Origin of the sequence: Desulfuromonas versatilis, from assembly GCF_019704135.1 — a bacterium.
In the GTDB taxonomy this organism is placed as follows: Bacteria; Desulfobacterota; Desulfuromonadia; order Desulfuromonadales; family NIT-T3; genus Desulfuromonas_A; species Desulfuromonas_A versatilis.
The window spans coordinates 21,851-36,984 of record NZ_AP024355.1 but is presented as its reverse complement, the minus strand read 5'-3'; the positions used below and the strand labels follow the sequence as shown (position 1 = coordinate 36,984).

General features: G+C 63.2%; 18 protein-coding genes. 7 read left to right on the top strand and 11 right to left on the bottom strand.

What is annotated here, in order from left to right:
• Positions 1 to 25: 25 nt before the first annotated feature.
• Complete coding sequence (gene nadA, locus DESUT3_RS00190; protein ID WP_225911726.1) at positions 26 to 976, bottom strand: quinolinate synthase NadA; 951 nt, start codon at positions 974 to 976, stop codon at positions 26 to 28.
• A gap of 125 nt (positions 977 to 1,101) precedes the next feature.
• On the opposite strand from nadA, the gene DESUT3_RS00185 reads away from it, so the two are divergent.
• From DESUT3_RS00185 to DESUT3_RS00170, 4 genes are read left to right on the top strand one after another with little or no spacing between them, the layout of a single operon-like run.
• Positions 1,102 to 1,467: a twin-arginine translocase TatA/TatE family subunit gene (locus DESUT3_RS00185; protein ID WP_221250453.1), complete on the top strand. Its 366-nt coding sequence runs from the start codon at positions 1,102 to 1,104 to the stop codon at positions 1,465 to 1,467.
• Positions 1,457 to 2,236, top strand: coding sequence for a twin-arginine translocase subunit TatC (gene tatC / locus DESUT3_RS00180; protein WP_221250452.1), 780 nt, complete (start codon positions 1,457 to 1,459; stop codon positions 2,234 to 2,236). Before DESUT3_RS00185 ends, tatC begins: the two co-directional genes overlap by 11 nt.
• 53 nt (positions 2,237 to 2,289) lie before the next feature.
• A complete protein-coding gene (locus tag DESUT3_RS00175; RefSeq protein ID WP_221250451.1) occupies positions 2,290 to 3,228 on the top strand; it encodes an ABC transporter ATP-binding protein in 939 nt (312 codons plus the stop codon).
• Positions 3,225 to 4,016: an ABC transporter permease gene (locus DESUT3_RS00170; RefSeq protein ID WP_221250450.1), complete on the top strand. Its 792-nt coding sequence runs from the start codon at positions 3,225 to 3,227 to the stop codon at positions 4,014 to 4,016. Before DESUT3_RS00175 ends, DESUT3_RS00170 begins: the two co-directional genes overlap by 4 nt.
• An 80-nt stretch (positions 4,017 to 4,096) precedes the next feature.
• Here the strand turns inward: DESUT3_RS00170 and DESUT3_RS00165 are convergent, their stop codons facing one another.
• Together DESUT3_RS00165 and DESUT3_RS00160 are read right to left on the bottom strand one after the other, a co-directional pair.
• Entirely contained in the window at positions 4,097 to 4,678 is a 582-nt protein-coding gene (locus DESUT3_RS00165) for a YfaZ family outer membrane protein (protein WP_221250449.1), read from the bottom strand.
• Between the two features lie 171 nt (positions 4,679 to 4,849).
• On the bottom strand, positions 4,850 to 5,560 hold the full coding sequence (locus DESUT3_RS00160; RefSeq protein ID WP_221250448.1) for a GntR family transcriptional regulator: 711 nt from the start codon (positions 5,558 to 5,560) through the stop codon (positions 4,850 to 4,852).
• A 159-nt stretch (positions 5,561 to 5,719) separates the two neighbouring features.
• Between DESUT3_RS00160 and DESUT3_RS00155 the strand changes: the two genes are divergently transcribed.
• Both DESUT3_RS00155 and DESUT3_RS00150 read left to right on the top strand, forming a co-directional pair.
• Positions 5,720 to 6,247 carry a potassium channel family protein gene (locus DESUT3_RS00155; protein ID WP_225911581.1) on the top strand — a complete coding sequence of 176 codons (528 nt, stop codon included), beginning with the start codon at positions 5,720 to 5,722 and terminating at the stop codon, positions 6,245 to 6,247.
• On the top strand, positions 6,240 to 7,010 hold the full coding sequence (locus DESUT3_RS00150; RefSeq protein WP_221250447.1) for a sugar phosphate isomerase/epimerase family protein: 771 nt from the start codon (positions 6,240 to 6,242) through the stop codon (positions 7,008 to 7,010). Before DESUT3_RS00155 ends, DESUT3_RS00150 begins: the two co-directional genes overlap by 8 nt.
• Here the strand turns inward: DESUT3_RS00150 and dinB are convergent.
• Positions 6,978 to 8,177, bottom strand: coding sequence for a DNA polymerase IV (gene dinB, locus DESUT3_RS00145; protein ID WP_221250446.1), 1,200 nt, complete (start codon positions 8,175 to 8,177; stop codon positions 6,978 to 6,980). The two genes, DESUT3_RS00150 and dinB, sit on opposite strands and share 33 nt — an antisense overlap.
• Positions 8,178 to 8,282: 105 nt before the next feature.
• Here dinB and DESUT3_RS00140 point away from each other — a divergent pair, with 105 nt between their 5' ends.
• Positions 8,283 to 9,005: a FadR/GntR family transcriptional regulator gene (locus DESUT3_RS00140; protein WP_221250445.1), complete on the top strand. Its 723-nt coding sequence runs from the start codon at positions 8,283 to 8,285 to the stop codon at positions 9,003 to 9,005.
• Positions 9,006 to 9,103: 98 nt separating this feature from the next.
• Here DESUT3_RS00140 and DESUT3_RS00135 read toward each other — a convergent pair whose 3' ends face one another.
• From DESUT3_RS00135 to DESUT3_RS00105, 7 genes are read right to left on the bottom strand one after another with little or no spacing between them, the layout of a single operon-like run.
• The gene (locus DESUT3_RS00135; protein WP_221250444.1) at positions 9,104 to 9,517 is read right to left on the bottom strand and encodes a F0F1 ATP synthase subunit epsilon; all 414 of its coding nucleotides are present in this window, start codon (positions 9,515 to 9,517) and stop codon (positions 9,104 to 9,106) included.
• A 57-nt stretch (positions 9,518 to 9,574) separates the two neighbouring features.
• A complete protein-coding gene (gene atpD / locus DESUT3_RS00130) occupies positions 9,575 to 11,026 on the bottom strand; it encodes a F0F1 ATP synthase subunit beta (RefSeq protein ID WP_264082179.1) in 1,452 nt (483 codons plus the stop codon).
• Positions 11,027 to 11,034: 8 nt separating this feature from the next.
• Positions 11,035 to 11,904 carry an ATP synthase F1 subunit gamma gene (gene atpG, locus DESUT3_RS00125; RefSeq protein ID WP_221250442.1) on the bottom strand — a complete coding sequence of 290 codons (870 nt, stop codon included), beginning with the start codon at positions 11,902 to 11,904 and terminating at the stop codon, positions 11,035 to 11,037.
• Positions 11,905 to 11,931: 27 nt separating this feature from the next.
• Positions 11,932 to 13,440, bottom strand: a complete 1,509-nt coding sequence (gene atpA / locus DESUT3_RS00120) for a F0F1 ATP synthase subunit alpha (RefSeq protein WP_221250441.1) — start codon at positions 13,438 to 13,440, stop codon at positions 11,932 to 11,934.
• Between the two features lie 9 nt (positions 13,441 to 13,449).
• On the bottom strand, positions 13,450 to 13,992 hold the full coding sequence (gene atpH, locus DESUT3_RS00115; RefSeq protein ID WP_221250440.1) for an ATP synthase F1 subunit delta: 543 nt from the start codon (positions 13,990 to 13,992) through the stop codon (positions 13,450 to 13,452).
• The gene (gene atpF, locus DESUT3_RS00110; protein ID WP_225911579.1) at positions 13,989 to 14,570 is read right to left on the bottom strand and encodes a F0F1 ATP synthase subunit B; all 582 of its coding nucleotides are present in this window, start codon (positions 14,568 to 14,570) and stop codon (positions 13,989 to 13,991) included. The genes atpH and atpF overlap by 4 nt, the downstream gene beginning before the upstream one ends.
• A 23-nt stretch (positions 14,571 to 14,593) precedes the next feature.
• Positions 14,594 to 15,019 (bottom strand): ATP synthase F0 subunit B, encoded by a 426-nt coding sequence (locus DESUT3_RS00105; RefSeq protein WP_221250439.1) that lies wholly within the window; start codon positions 15,017 to 15,019, stop codon positions 14,594 to 14,596.
• Positions 15,020 to 15,134: the final 115 nt, after the last annotated feature.

Sequence of the window (15,134 nt, the reverse complement as noted above, 5' to 3'; positions counted from 1 at the left end):
GCTTTGCTGACAGCTTGATATCTCATTAGTCCCGCGGCACCGCCAGCATGCGGTCGAGGGTGAGCTTGGCCTTTTCCCGGATGGCGGCGGGGACGGTGATCTCCGGGCTCATGGTCTGCAGGCTCTTGAGCACGTCCTCGAGGGAGGTGAGCTTCATGTTGGGGCAAATCAGCTTGGCCGAGGGGAGGATGAACTCCTTGCCGGGGTTCTCCTTGCGCAGCCGGTAGAGAATGCCGGCCTCGGTGCCGACAATGAATGTCTTCGCCGGGTTGTTGCGGGCGAAATCGTACATGCCACTGGTCGAGCAGATGTGCTGGGCCAGCTCGAGGATCTCCGGCGGGCACTCGGGATGGGCCATGAACAGGGCATCGGGGTGCTCGGCCATGGCCCGTTTGACGGCCTCGACGTCGAGGCGGTCGTGGGTGGGGCAGTAACCCTCCCAGAAGATGCACTTCTTGTCGGTGTGCTGGGCGATATAGCGACCCAGGTTGCGGTCGGGGACCAGGATCACCTCGTCGGCCTCCAGCGAGTTGACCACGTTGACCGCATTGGAGCTGGTGCAGCAGATGTCGCTCTCGGCCTTGACGTCGGCGCTGGAGTTGACGTAGGTGACCACCGGCACCCCGGGGTGCCTGGCCTTGAGCTCGCGCAGCCCCTCGGGGGTGACCATGTCGGCCATCGGGCAGCCGGCATCGGGCCGGGGCAGCAGCACGATCTTGTCCGGCGCCAGGATCGAGGCGCTTTCGGCCATGAAGTGCACGCCGCAGAAGACGATCACGTCCTTGTCGGTGCGCGCGGCCTCCATGGACAGGCCGAGGGAGTCCCCGGTGATGTCGGCGAGAGCCTGAATCTCATCGCGCTGATAGTTGTGAGCCAGCAGCAGCGCATTGCGCTCGGCGGCCAGCCGACGGATCTCCTGAATGATTTCTTCCTGTTTCATCCAAGCAACCTTCCTGGCAGTGGTTAATCGAAGTATACTAGATCAAAAGCCTTGATATGTCAAACCCTTATCGGCCTTTGACCTTGACAGGGTCGGTGAATGGGGCTATTCTCTGCACACCGTTATAGCGACCCAAACCGTTTTACGCGAGGATTTTTTTCATGTTCGGAATCGGCATGCCCGAGCTGTTGCTCATTTTGGCCCTGGCCCTGATCGTCATCGGCCCCAAAAAACTGCCCGACATCGCCAAGGCCCTGGGAAAAGGGCTGGCCGAATTCAGGCGCGCCACCGAGGAGCTGAAGAGCTCCATCAACGACGAGGTCCGCACCGCGGAAACCCGCGATCGGCTGGCCAAGGACGGCAAGCTTGTGCCCCCGGCCGCGGAGCCGCCGCCGGCCAACCCCTACGTGGACGGCGTCCCGCCGTCACCGCAAGCTGCCGATCAGGCCCCGCAGCAGGAGTCGCCCCGGGCCGAAACCGCGGCGGCCGATGCGGTTCGCCCCAAGGACGATCCGCATGGCTGCTGAAGTCGAGCAGGAACTGCCTTTCACCAGCCACCTCGAAGAGCTGCGCAAGCGCCTGATGATCGCCGGCGGGACCTGGCTGGTGGCCTTCATGGCCTGCTACAGCTTTGCCGAGCGCCTGTTCACGTTCGTCTCGGAACCGGTGCGCTCTGCGCTTCCCGAAGGCAGCTCGCTGGTCTTCATCAACGCCACCGAGCCGTTTTTCACCTACCTGAAGGTGGGCGCCATCGCCGGCCTGTTGATCGCCCTGCCGGTCATCTTCTGGCAGCTGTGGGCCTTTGTCGCCCCGGGGCTCTACAGCCATGAAAAAAAGCTGGCCGTCCCCTTCGTCATTGCCAGCACCCTGTGCTTCGGGGCCGGGACCTACTTCGGCTTCACCTTTGTCTTTCCGACCATCTTCACCTTTCTCATCAAGTTCGGCACCGGCTCGGGAGAGATCAACGCCATGCTCTCCATGGGCTCCTACCTGACCCTCTCCTTTCGCCTGCTGATGGCCTTCGGCCTGGTCTTCGAGCTGCCCATCGGGATCTTCTTTTTGGCCCGCATGGGGGTCGTCGACCACCGGTGGCTGGCGAAGAACCGCAAATACGCGCTGCTGCTGGCCTTCGTGATCGGGGCCATCCTGACCCCGCCGGATGTGTTCTCCCAGACCGCCATCGCTTTGCCGTTCATCATCCTCTACGAGGTCGGCATCATCGTGGCGCGGCTGTTCGGCAAGAAGAAGGCGGTGGAGGAGCCGGAAGAAAAAGCGGAAGAAACCGGACAGGCCTGAGCCTGGAACCAGGCCCCTACCCACGGTGGAGCCGCGCCCGGGCCCCAATTGCCATGACCAACGCCCTGCAAATCACCGACCTCTGGAAAAGCTTCGCCGGTACCGCCGTGGTCAAGGGGGTGGAATTTGCTATCGCCCCCGGGGAGATCTTCGGCCTGCTCGGCCCCAACGGCGCCGGCAAGAGCACCACCATCAACATGGTCGCCGGGGTGGCCCGCATCGACCGCGGCAGCGTCAAGGTCTTCGGCTACGACAACCAGCGCGAGTACCGGAGGACCCGGCGCCTGGTGGGGGTCATGCACCAGGAAATCGTCATCGACCATTTCTTCCCCATCGACCGGGCGCTGCGCATCCATTCCGGTTATTACGGGGCCCCAGCCGACGCAGCCTGGCGGGAGCGGCTCATCGAAAGGCTCGACCTGGGCCCCCACCTGCACAAGCCGATGAACAAGCTCTCCGGCGGCCTCAAGCGCCGCTTCATGGTGGCCAAGGCGCTGATCCACAAGCCCAGGCTGCTGATTCTCGACGAGCCGACCGCCGGGGTCGACGTGGAGCTGCGCCACGGTTTGTGGGACTTCGTCCGCGAGATCAACCACGAGGGGACCACGGTGCTGCTGACCACCCACTACCTGGAGGAGGCCGAGCAGATGTGCGGACGCATCGCCATCATGAACCATGGCGAGCTGATCGCTCTGGAGCGCACCCCCGAGCTGCTGCGGCGCCTGGAGAATCGGTGCCTGGTACTGACTCTGTCCCGACCTCTGGGGCAGGTGCCTGCCGAGCTGGCCGCTTTCGGCGCAACTCTCGAGGCCGGCGGCGAAACCCTGACCCTGGCCATCCCGCCGGGCAAAACCGCCGGCGATGCCCTCGGCGCCCTGACCCGGGTCGGGGTGGAGATCGCCGAAATCGAAACCCGCAAGGCCGGCCTCGAGGAGGTGTTCATCGAGCTGACCGGCATGCGGGTGAAAAACGGCCGGGGAGGGGAGCGATGAGCCAGGCACGCCCCCGGCCGCGGATAATCCGCTGGCTCCCCTTCGCCACCCTGCTGCAGCGCGAGGTGCTGCGCTTTTTCCGGGTCTCGGTGCAGACCCTGCTGACGCCGATCATCACCGCCTCGCTCTACCTTTTCGTCTTCGGCGCCACCCTCGGCGAACGCCTTTCGGTCATCGAGGGGTTCAGCTACGCCGAATTCGTCATCCCAGGACTGATCCTCATGGGGGTGATTTCCAACTCCTTCGCCAACACCTCCTCGTCGCTGTTCATGGCCCGCTACCTGGGGAACATCGTCGATCTGCTGGTCACCCCCATCACCCCGCCCCAGTTCATCTTCGCCTACACCCTGGCGGCGATGCTGCGCGGGCTGCTGGTCGGGCTGGCGGTGGGGATCATCTCCATGTTCTTCGCTTCTCTCCCCTGGGTGCAGCCGGTGCTGGCGGCGCTCATGGCCTGCCTGGCCAGCTTTCTGTTCGCCCAGTTCGGCATCATCGCCGCCATCTACTCCAACACCTTCGACGCCCTTTCCATGTACAACAACTTCGTCATCCTGCCGCTGATCTACCTGGGCGGGGTGTTCTACCCGATATCCATCCTGCCGCCTTTCTGGGAGCACCTCTCGCGCTTCAACCCCCTGTTCTACCTCATCGACGGCTTCCGTCACGCCATCCTCGGGGTCGGCGACACCCCGCTGCTGCACTCCTTCGGCATCACGCTGCTGATGGCCGCCGTGCTGTTTGCCTGGGCCGCCCTGCTGGTCGGGCGCGGCTACCGGCTGCGCAGCTGAAGCGCAGCGCCAGGCCTCAAACAAAAACGGCGCCCCCCGCGATGGGGGGCGCCGTTTTTTCGTAGTATCGCCGGTTCGCCCTAGAAACGGGCCTCGAAACCGAGGCGCACCGCGTCGTCGATGGTCCAGGTCCCGTGGTCCTCGAAATCGTTGCGCACGTTCTGATAATCCAGGTGCAGGCGGACCTTGGGGGTCACCGCAAAGCTGGCGCGGGTTCCCCATTCGACCATGCGATCCGAATCGAGCCAGGAGAAGATCTCCGGGGAGTAGAAAATCCGTCCGGAAAGTCCGAAGCCGCCGAGTACCGGCGGAGCGTAGCCGAGCTTGACCCCGACCCCCAGGTTGAGAAAATCCTGGCTGTCGTCGGCCTCGCCGCCGGCCACCTGTGCCGCGGCACCCACCTCCAGGCCGGGAACGTTGCCGGGCTGCCCCATGAAGTCGAAGCCGAGCGATCCGAGGGCGGTGTCCTGGTCGTCGTTGTAGAGAAACCGGAAGGAGGTCTGGCTGCTGCCGTAGTCGTCTTCGGTGATGGGCAGGCCCAGTTCGGCCTGGGCACTGAAATCGTTGAAATCGATTGCCAGCGAGGCCGCACCGGCCGCCGAGGCGCCCAGGGCCAGCAGGAGCAGGGGAAAGAGCAGGGTTTTCAGGGTCATCATCCTCATTGAATCCATCTCCTTGGTGCATCACAGGCGGCGAACCTTCGCCGCGCCAGGCTGGGAGGAACTATGCCACAGGCGCCCCCGGGAATCAAGCCGGCAGTGAACCTGCCGCAAATGAAAGCGGCGTCCCGCAAAGCGAAACGCCGAGGAGGTGCGGGAGCGGGAAGGGTGGGATCAGACATCCACCGCCCGCTGGAGCACGGATTTCTCCACCTTGAGGCCCTGCTCCTGGGCCATGCTCTGGATCAGCACCTGGCCGCCGATGGCGGCGGTCTTGCTGACCAGCTCGTCGGCCCTCGCCCCGTCCTGAGCACGGAACGCTTCGATGATTTTATGGTGCTCGCGGACCGAGATCTCCATGCGCCCCGGCAGCGACAGGGAAGCCATGCGCAGCCGGTTGAATTTCAGCACCAACTGGTTGATCAGCTCGAGCAGCTTGTCATTGCCCGCGGCCCGGATAAACAGCTCATGAAATTCGTTGTGCACCCTGAAGAAGTTTTTTACATCCCCATCCCGGGCCAGTTTTTCCAGGTTATTGTTGATCGTCTCCAGTCGCTCCAGGTCCCTTTCGCTGAGCCGCTCCGCGGCGATGCGGGCGGCATACCCCTCAAGGATGCTCTTGATGGCATAGAACTCCTCGACATCCCGCTCAGACAGGGAGGCGACCACCGCCCCCTTGCGGGGGATCACCGACAGGTACCCTTCGGACTCCAACTGCCGGAAGGCCTCGCGGATCGGGGTGCGGCTGATGCCGAAGCGCTCGGCCAATTCCGGCTCGGCCACCTTCTCCCCAGGCTTGAGCGCTCCCTTGAGGATGGCCTCGCGGATGGTTTCCAGAATTTTTTCCCGGAGGGTCTGGTGACGCTCGATCGGCTTTCGTCTCACGGGGTTTCTCCGTTGCAAGGGTAAAATGAAAACACGCTAAATTGTATACTGTATACAGGACATGTCAAGCTTTTTCTGGCCGGCCGGACAGCGCCAACCCTTTATATCTCCTTGCCTTTTCAATTTCCCGAGGATATCATCCCCGGGATCAAGGCAAGGGTGTCTTCATTGGATCCGGTCCGCCACCTGCGCTTTTCTCTTCTGGTTCTGGTCGTCGTCATCGGGTTGGGAACCCTCGGCTACTCGCTTATCGAGGGCTGGGGGGCCTTCGACTCGCTCTCCATGACGGTCATCACCCTCGCCACCGTCGGCTTCAAGGAGGTCCACGACCTCTCCGACGCCGGCAAGGCCTTCACCATCATCCTGATCGTCTTCGGGGCGGGGATCATCGCCTACGCGGTCGGCAGCATGATCCAGATTATGGTCGAAAGGCAACTGCGCTCGATTCTGGGGAGGAAGAAAATGGAAAACCAGATCAACCGGCGTCAGGGGCACTACACCATCTGCGGCTACGGCCGCATCGGCACCCTGACCTGCAGGGAATTTCTCGATCGTCCCACCCCGTTCGTGGTGGTGGAAAAGGAGCCTGAACTCTGCGAAAAGCTCAGCAATGAAGGGATTTTATTCGTGCATGGCGACGCCACGGACGACGAAACCCTGATCAGCGGCGGTGGACTCCATGGCTGACCGGCTTCATGTGCACGTCCCCTACCGCCTGCTCGGCGAGTCTCTGCCCCTGTTGCTGGAGCGCCGACTGCAGCCGGAAATCGCTTTCAGTGGCGATGACCTCGACCGCCTCAGCCTGGTCGAGCTGCGCTCCCGCGCCCGGGTCCTGCGGCAGGCCGGCCTCGGCTGCACGGTGCATGCGCCCTTCCACGATCTCAATCCGGGCACCAACGACCCGCTGATCCGCCAAGCCACCCTGGTGCGCTGCACCCAGACCCTGAATGCGGCCGCCGAGCTCGGGGCCTCGCTGGTGGTTTTTCATCCCGGTTACGAAAAGTGGCGCTACAGCCTGCAAAGCGACCTCTGGCTTGCGCCCAGCCTGAAGTTCTGGCCGCCGCTCATTCAGGCGGCAGAGCGCCTCGGGTTGCGCCTGGCGCTGGAGAACATCTTCGAGGAGCAGCCCGACACCCTGGCCCAGCTGCTTACGGCTCTCGGCTCGCCCACCCTGGGGCACTGCCTGGATGTCGGCCACTGGAGGCTGTTCGCCAAGGTTTCGCTGAAACACTGGCTGGCCATCCTGGGTCCGCACCTGGTGCACCTGCACCTGCACGACAACCTCGGCGACCGTGACGCGCATCTGCCGGTGGGGGAGGGGAGCATCGATTTCCCGCTGCTGTTCCGGCTGCTCAAACAGCTGCCCGTGGCTCCGACCCTGACCCTGGAATCCCATGACCGGCAGTCCCTGCTGCGCTCACTCGCCGGGGTCGCCCCCTTTCTTGACTGAGGGCCGGGGGGAGCCCTCGAGCAGGGTGGCGCGACGGATGCCGCTCTCGCCGAAACGCTCCCGGAGCCGGTCCACCGCCTGATCCAGGGCCGACTGGCGCCGGCGCTGTTCTTCGCCGAAAAGTTCCGGCTGCGCCGCCTGACCGGCTTCAAGCTGGGCCAGACTTACCCCCAGCAGCCGCACCGGCCTGCTGCCCGCCTCGGTCCTGCCCAGCAGGCGCAAGGCTTCGGCCTGGATGGCCAGGGCCGAATCGAGGCCCCGCTCCAGGGTCAGGCTGCGGCTGACCGCGCTGAAATCGGCGTACTTGACCTTGAGGGTCACACAGCGCCCCACCAGGCCGCGGCGACGAAGGCGAGCGGCCACCCGCTCGCAGAGGGCCAACAGCTCCCTGGCCAGAGCCTCGGGCACCCGGAGGTCGCGTTCGAAGGTCTCCTCGGCGCCGATGGACTTGATCGGCTCGTCGGCGACCACGGGCCTCTCGTCCAACCCCCTGGCAAGCCGGTACACCTGCTCCCCGGCAGCACCGAGCAGCCGCTGCAACTGCTCCAGGGGGACCGCCCGCAGTTCCCGGATCGTCCGCCAACCCCGGCGCTCCAACCGCTCGGCGGTCACTCGGCCGACCCCCCAGATCCGCGAGACAGGCAGGGGGAGCAAAAACTGGTCGACCTGGTCGGCGGGCACTTCGAGCAGGCCATCGGGTTTGGCCAGCTCCGACGCCACCTTGGCCAGAAACTTGTTCGAGGCCACTCCGGCGCTTACCGCCAATCCGGTTTCGGCCCTGACCTCGGCGCGAAGCCGTTCAGCGATCTGCCGGGCGGGACCGAACAGGCGTTCGCTGCCGGTCACATCGAGAAACCCCTCGTCGATCGAGAGCTTTTCGATGCAATCGGTGTAACGCCCGAAAATTTCAAAGATTTCCGCAGAAACCTGTTGGTAGCGGGCCATCCGCACCGGCAGCACCAGCGCCTGGGGGCAGAGCCGCAACGCCCGGGCAACGGCCATGGCCGAACGCACCCCGAAGGCGCGGGTTTCGTAGGAGCAGGCACAGACCACTCCACGCTCCCGACTGCCGCCGACGATGACCGGCTTACCCTTCAGTTCCGGCCGGTCCCGCTGTTCCACCGAGGCATAGAAGGCATCCATGTCCAAGTGAATGATTTTGCGCACAATGCCTGGCATTTCCTCGTTGTCCGCCGCGTTAAGAACACTTGACCTTTGAATAAAACCATGTTATCTACTGGTCATACCAATAGACCAAAATGGAGCATTGGCGTGACCACTGTATTCAAACAGATCCGACCCAAAAAGATTTCCGAGGAAATCGTTGAACAAATCAAGGAGCACATCTCCCAGGGCCAGCTAAAACCCGGGGAGCGTATCCCTTCCGAGCGGGAACTCGCCACCCTGCTCGGGGTCAGCCGGCCCTCGGTTCGCGAAGCCATCATGGTTCTCGAGGCCATGGGGCTGGTCGAATCCCGCCAGGGCGGGGGGACCTTCGTGCGCTCGCTTACCGAGGAATCCCTGGCCGCGCCGCTGACCAGCATGGTGGAAAAGAATCCGCGCCTGCTGCACTCTTTGGCCGAGGTCCGCATGGGCCTGGAGAGCTGGTCGGCGTTTCTCGCCGCCAGCCGGGCTACCGAGGACGAAATCCGCAACATGGGGGAATTGTTCCAGGAGATGAGCCGCCAGGCGGCCAGCGGGGGCTGGGATGCCGAGGTCGACGCCCAGTTCCATTATGCCATCACCACCGCTACCCACAACACCCTGCAGTTGCACGTGCTCAACACCATCCACGGGCTGTTTCACGCCACCATCCAAGTGGCCCTGATGGAATTCTACCGCAAGGCAGGCTTTGTGGAGCTGCTGCTCAACCAGCACCGGGCCATCTATGAGGCCATTGCCCGGCGCGACCCCGAAGGGGCTCGCCAGGCCATGATGGCTCACCTGCGGCTGGTCGAGGAAAAGATGCTGCAGATTCTCAAGGAAGACGGCTGACCAGGAGCCCACCCGGGTGCGCCGGGTCTGCAGCCCAATAAAAAAGGACGATCCCGAGGGGTCGTCCTTTTTCATTTGCAGGAGGGAAGGGGCCCGGATCAGCGTCCCTTGCGGCTGGCTACCTGAATGCGGATCAGGGCGCGGTCCAGGGCCGCCTGCATGATCTTGAAGTCCTTGTCCTCGGGAGAGAGCTCTTTAAGCGCCTCCTCGGCCCGGCCCAGAGCGGCCTTGGCGCGCTCCAGGTCGATCTCGTCCGCCGGTTCCGCGGTCTCGACCAGAACCGTGACCTTGTCCTCTTCAACTTCCACATAACCCCAGTTGACGGCGACATGAAAGGTCTGGCCACCCTGGCGGTAGGTCATCTCGCCGATCTTGAGGGTGGTCAGCATCGGCGTATGCCCCGGCAGAATGCCGAACTCGCCAATGGCCCCGGGGGCGGTGACTTCGTCCACTTCCGCAGAGAGCACCTTCTTGTAGGGGGTGACCATTTCCAGTTTGAGTTTGTCTGCCATTCCAAACGTCCTTTATCCGGATGGCGGGGCGACCTCGCCCCGCCGCTGTATCGTCGATCAGGCCGCGAGCTTCTTGGCCTTTTCCAGAGCTTCTTCGATGGTTCCAACCAGGTAGAAGGCCTGCTCGGGGATGTCGTCGTACTTGCCTTCGACGATCTCCTGGAACCCCTTGATGGTGTCCTTGAGCTCGACGTATTTGCCCGGCGAGCCGGTGAAGACCTCGGCCACGTGGAAGGGCTGGGAGAGGAAGCGCTGGATCTTGCGGGCGCGGGCCACGACCAGCTTGTCCTCCTCGGAGAGCTCGTCCATGCCGAGAATGGCGATGATGTCCTGCAGGTCCTTGTAGCGCTGCAGGACGAACTGGACGTCGCGGGCGACCTTGTAGTGCTCTTCGCCGACCACCTGGGGATCGAGGATCCGGCTGGTGGAGTCGAGCGGGTCCACCGCGGGGTAGATGCCGAGCTCGGCGATCTGGCGGGAAAGCACCGTGGTCGCGTCGAGGTGGGCAAAAGCGGTGGCCGGAGCCGGGTCGGTCAAGTCGTCGGCAGGAACGTAGATGGCCTGTACCGAGGTGATCGAGCCCTTGTTGGTGGTGGTGATGCGCTCCTGCAGCTCACCCATTTCGGTGGAGAGGGTCGGCTGGTAGCCGACCGCCGAGGGGATACGGCCGAGCAGCGCCGAGACCTCGGAACCGGCCTGGGTGAAACGGAAGATGTTGTCGACGAACAGCAGCACGTCCTGGCCTTCCTCGTCGCGGAAGTACTCGGCGACGGTCAGCGCCGAGAGGGCAACGCGGGCGCGGGCCCCGGGAGGCTCGTTCATCTGGCCGTAAATCAGGGCGGCCTTGTCGAGAACGCCGGAGTCCTTCATCTCGTGCCACAGGTCGTTCCCCTCGCGGGTCCGCTCCCCGACCCCGGCAAATACCGAGAAACCACCGTGCTGTTTGGCGATGTTGTGAATCAGTTCCATGATCAGAACCGTCTTGCCGACGCCGGCGCCGCCGAACAGGCCGATCTTGCCGCCACGAGCGTAGGGAGCCAGCAGGTCAACGACCTTGATCCCGGTTTCGAAAGCTTCGACCTTGGTCGACTGCTCGACGAACTCGGGGGTAGGGCGGTGAATTTCCCACTGCTTTTCGGTATTGACCGGCCCGGCCTCGTCGACAGGTTCGCCGACGACGTTGAGGATCCGGCCGAGGGTGCCGCGACCGACCGGCATGACGATCTGCTTGCCGGTATCGAGAACGTCCTGACCGCGCACCAGGCCGTCAGTGGAGTCCATGGCGATGGCGCGGACGGTATTTTCGCCGAGGTGCTGGGCGACCTCGCAGACCAGGTTCCATTCTCCCTCGCCAAGGGCAGGGTTGGTGATCTTAATCGCGTGGTAGATCTCGGGGAGCTTGCCGGCTTCGAATTCCACGTCGATGACGGGACCGATAACCTGAGTAATTTTTCCTTTATTCATGGTGAACCGTTCCTCCTTTTTCCCACCTTGGCAGGTGCGAAGCATCGTTCGAATTATTTCTTAATCGATTCGGCCCCGGAAATAATCTCCATGAGCTCCTTGGTAATCGCGGCCTGCCGCGCACGGTTGTATTGCAGCGTCAGCTTGCCGATCATTTCCTTGGCATTTTTGCTGGCGCTGTCCATGGCGCTCATGCGGGCCCCGTGCTCGGACGCTACGGACTCGAGAAGCGCGCGGAAAATCTGCACCTCGACGTGCTTCGGAAGAATCTGGGCGAGCACTTCGCCCTTGGTCGGCTCGTAGAGATATTGGGCGACGTGGGCCCCCTCCTCGACCTGCCGGGGAACGATCGGAAGCAGCTTCTCCGTGGTGGCGACCTGGGAGATGGCGCTGCGGAAGGCATTGTACATCAGGAAAACCGCATCGTACTTCTCGTCCTGGTAACTTTCCACCACCTCTTGCCCGAGCAGCGCTGCGGTGCTGTAGCTGATCGAGCCGGTGATGTTCTCGTAGACCTTGACGATGTTGAGGTTCTTGCGGCTTTTCAGCAGCTCCTTGCCCTTGCGCCCGATGATCAGCAGGTCGTAAGCCTCGTAGCCGTCCTGGTTCTGCCGGATGAAGCGTTCGGCAGCCTTGGCGATGTTGCCGTTGAAGCCCCCGCACAGGCCGCGGTCGGCAGTCAGCAGAACCACCAGGGCGCGCCCCTTGCCCCGGTGGTGGAGCAGGGGATGGGATTCGGCCTCCTCGCGCAAAGCTAGGCTGGAGAGCACATCGTGCATTTTGTCAGCATAGGGGCGAGCGGCCACCACCGCATCCTGGGCCCGGCGCAACTTGGCCGCGGAGACCATTTTCATGGCCTTGGTGATCTGGCTGGTGTTCTTGACCGAACCGATCCGCTTTTTGATATCCTTCAGACTTGGCATCTGTCTTCGCCTTCAGTATCCGGTGATTTAGACGACAAACTGGCCCTTGAACTCTTCCAGCGCGCTCTTGATGCGCCCTTCAAGGTCAGCGTCGATGGCCTTCTTGCTGGCCAGGTCGTTGAGCAGTTGGCCGTGGCGGCTCTCCAGGAAGGAGACCAGCTCGGTCTCGTAGCGCTGGACCGCGGTGACCGGGTACTCGTCGACGTAGCCGTTGTTGGCCGCATAGATGACCAGGACCTGGCGCTCGACCGGCATCGGCTTGTACTGGGGCTGCTTGAGGATCTCCACCAGGCGGGCGCCGCGGTTGAGCTGGCGCTGGGTCGCCGCGTCGAGGTCGGAACCGAACTGGGCGAAGGCCGCCATCTCGCGGTACTGGGCGAGGGCCAGACGCAGGGTGCCGGCGACCTGTTTCATCGCCTTGACCTGGGCGCTGCCGCCGACGCGGGAGACCGAAAGGCCGACGTTGATGGCCGGGCGCACGCCCGAGTAGAACAGGTCGGTCTCGAGGAAGATCTGGCCGTCGGTGATGGAGATGACGTTGGTCGGGATGTAGGCCGAAACGTCGCCTGCCTGGGTTTCGATGATCGGCAGGGCGGTGAGGCTGCCGGCGCCGAGGGTGTCGTTGAGCTTCGCGGCGCGCTCCAGCAGGCGGCTGTGCAGGTAGAAAACGTCCCCGGGGTAGGCCTCGCGCCCCGGCGGACGGCGCAGCAGCAGCGAGAGCTGGCGGTAGGCCACGGCCTGCTTGGAGAGGTCATCGTAGATGATCAGGGAGTGCTTGCCGCTGTCGCGGAAGAACTCGCCCATGGTAACCCCGGTGTAGGGGGAGATGAACTGCAGCGGGGCAGGGTCGGAGGCGGTGGCGGCAACTACGATGGTGTAATCCATGGCGCCGTGCTGCTGCAGCTTGTCGACCACCTGGGCCACGGTGGAGCGCTTCTGGCCGATGGCGACGTAGATGCAGACGACGTCCTTGCCCTTCTGGTTGATGATGGTGTCGATGGCCACCGCGGTCTTGCCGGTCTGGCGGTCGCCGATGATCAGCTCGCGCTGGCCGCGGCCGATGGGAACCATGGCGTCGATGGCCTTGAGGCCGGTCTGCATCGGCTCGTGAACCGACTTACGGGCAACGATGCCGGGGGCCTTGATCTCGACCTGGCGGAAGTCCTTGGAGTCGATCTCGCCCTTGCCGTCGATGGCGATGCCGATGCCGTTGACGACGCGGCCAAGAAGCGCCTCGCCGACGGGGACCTGGACGATCTTCTCGGTGCGCTTGACGGTGTCGCCTTCCTTGATGTGTGCGCCCTCGCCGAGGATGGCGGCGCCGACGTTGTCCTCTTCAAGGTTGAGCACCATGCCCATGATCCCGCCGGGGAACTCCAGCAGTTCGCCGGCCATGGCCTTGTCCAGACCGTGAATACGGGCAATACCGTCGCCGACGGAGATGATGGTGCCGGTTTCGCTGACTTCAACCTCGCGACCGAAGTTTTCGATCTGTTTCTTGATGATCGCGCTGATTTCTTCTGCTTTGATTTCCATAGGACCTTCTCACCCCTTCTTTAAGGTATCTTCAATGCGTTTCAGCTGAGTCCGGATGCTGCCGTCGAAGACCTTGCCGCCGAATTCGGCCTTCAAACCACCGATCAGGGCCGGGTCGATATCGACGGTGAGCTCGACCTTTTTCCCGGTCTGCTTTTCGAGGTCTTTCTGAATGGCCTGACGCTGTTCGGGAGCCAGCTCCGAGGCACTGGAGAGGCGTGCCCGCAGGACTCCGGAGAGCTCGTCGGCAAAGGCCCGGTAGTTGCCCTGGATCTGCGGCAGATACCGGAGGCGGTCCTTGGCCAGAAGCAGCCCCAGGAACTTGGCCATTCCCGCGGAGAGCTTCATCGAGGCGATCACGTCAGCCAGGATGGTCGACTTCTTTTCCTGGGGAAAAGAAGGGCTCTCCAGGATGAGGCGGAGCAACTCCTCGCGCTCGAGCAGCGAACCGACCGTGGCCAGTTCCTCGGCGTACCGCCCCACCATCTTCTGCTCGGCCCCCAGGTCTACCAGGGCCTTGGCATACCGTCTGGATATAGCGCTGATACTCAATGTAGTTCTCCCACCTTCTGCATGTATTCATTCACCAGGCGTTTATGGTCTTCGACGGTGAAGTTCTTCTTCAGGATATCCTCGGCCAGTTCAATGGCCAGCCGTGCGGCCTCGTCCCGCAGCTCGCCACGAGCCTTGGCGACTTCCCGGGCAGCGGATTTCTCCGCTTCCTGGCGGATCTTCTCGGCCATGGCCTGGGCGTTGGCCAGGATCTTCTCCCGCTCCTGCTCGCCCTCGCGCTTGAGCTGAGCGGAAATCTCCTCGATTTCCCGCGAGGCCTGATCGAGCTTGCGATCATATTCGGCGAACTTGGCCTCAGCCTCCTCCTTGGCGCGGCGGGCGTCGGCCAGGGACTTTTCGATCCCCTCGCGGCGCATGGCCATTCCCTTGCGGATCGGCTTGGTGACGAAAAAGGCCAGCAGGCCGAAGGCCACGGCAAAGTTGAAGCAGCGATAAAGGAAATCTTTCAGCAAAACGCCGCTGTCGACGTGGTGCCCCTCGCCGCCAGCGGCGAAAACAGCGCCGGCCAGCAGGGCAGGGAGCAGTGCCGCGGCGAGAATGGCGGTAAGTTTCTTCATGACGGATTCCTTGAGCAGGTTTTTCACAGGGCCCTCCCGAGAATCTTGCAGGCGATGTCCGAAGCCAGGGAACGGGCCTCGATCTTCAGGGTGGTGCGGGCCTGTTCGGCCTCGCCGGCTACCTGCTGCTTGATCTTCTCGAGCTTTTCGGCAGCCTGGCCCTGAGCTTTCCCCACCAACTCGGCTTCCTCGCTGGCGGCCGCCTGGCGCAGGGTCGCCTTCTCGGCGGCTCCCTTGGCCTTGGCTTCCTGCAGTTGCTGCTCGTAACGCGCCATTTTTTCCTTGATCTGCCCCTCGAGATCCCGGGCCGATTGGTGGCCGCCCTCGACCGCCTGCTTGCGCCGGTTGAGCACCTCGCGCAAGGGCCGATAGAGGAGCATGTTCAAGACGGCCATGAGCACCAGGAAATTGGCAATCTGCAGCAGAATAGTCCAATTGATTTCAATCACTGCAACACCTCGTCACTGCGGCGGGAAGAGCCCGCCTTCGGTATACTGTATACAAAACTGACTAAGATTAAATCGGTTTTGAGGGGGGGTGGGATAAAACAGGAGATTGCTATCA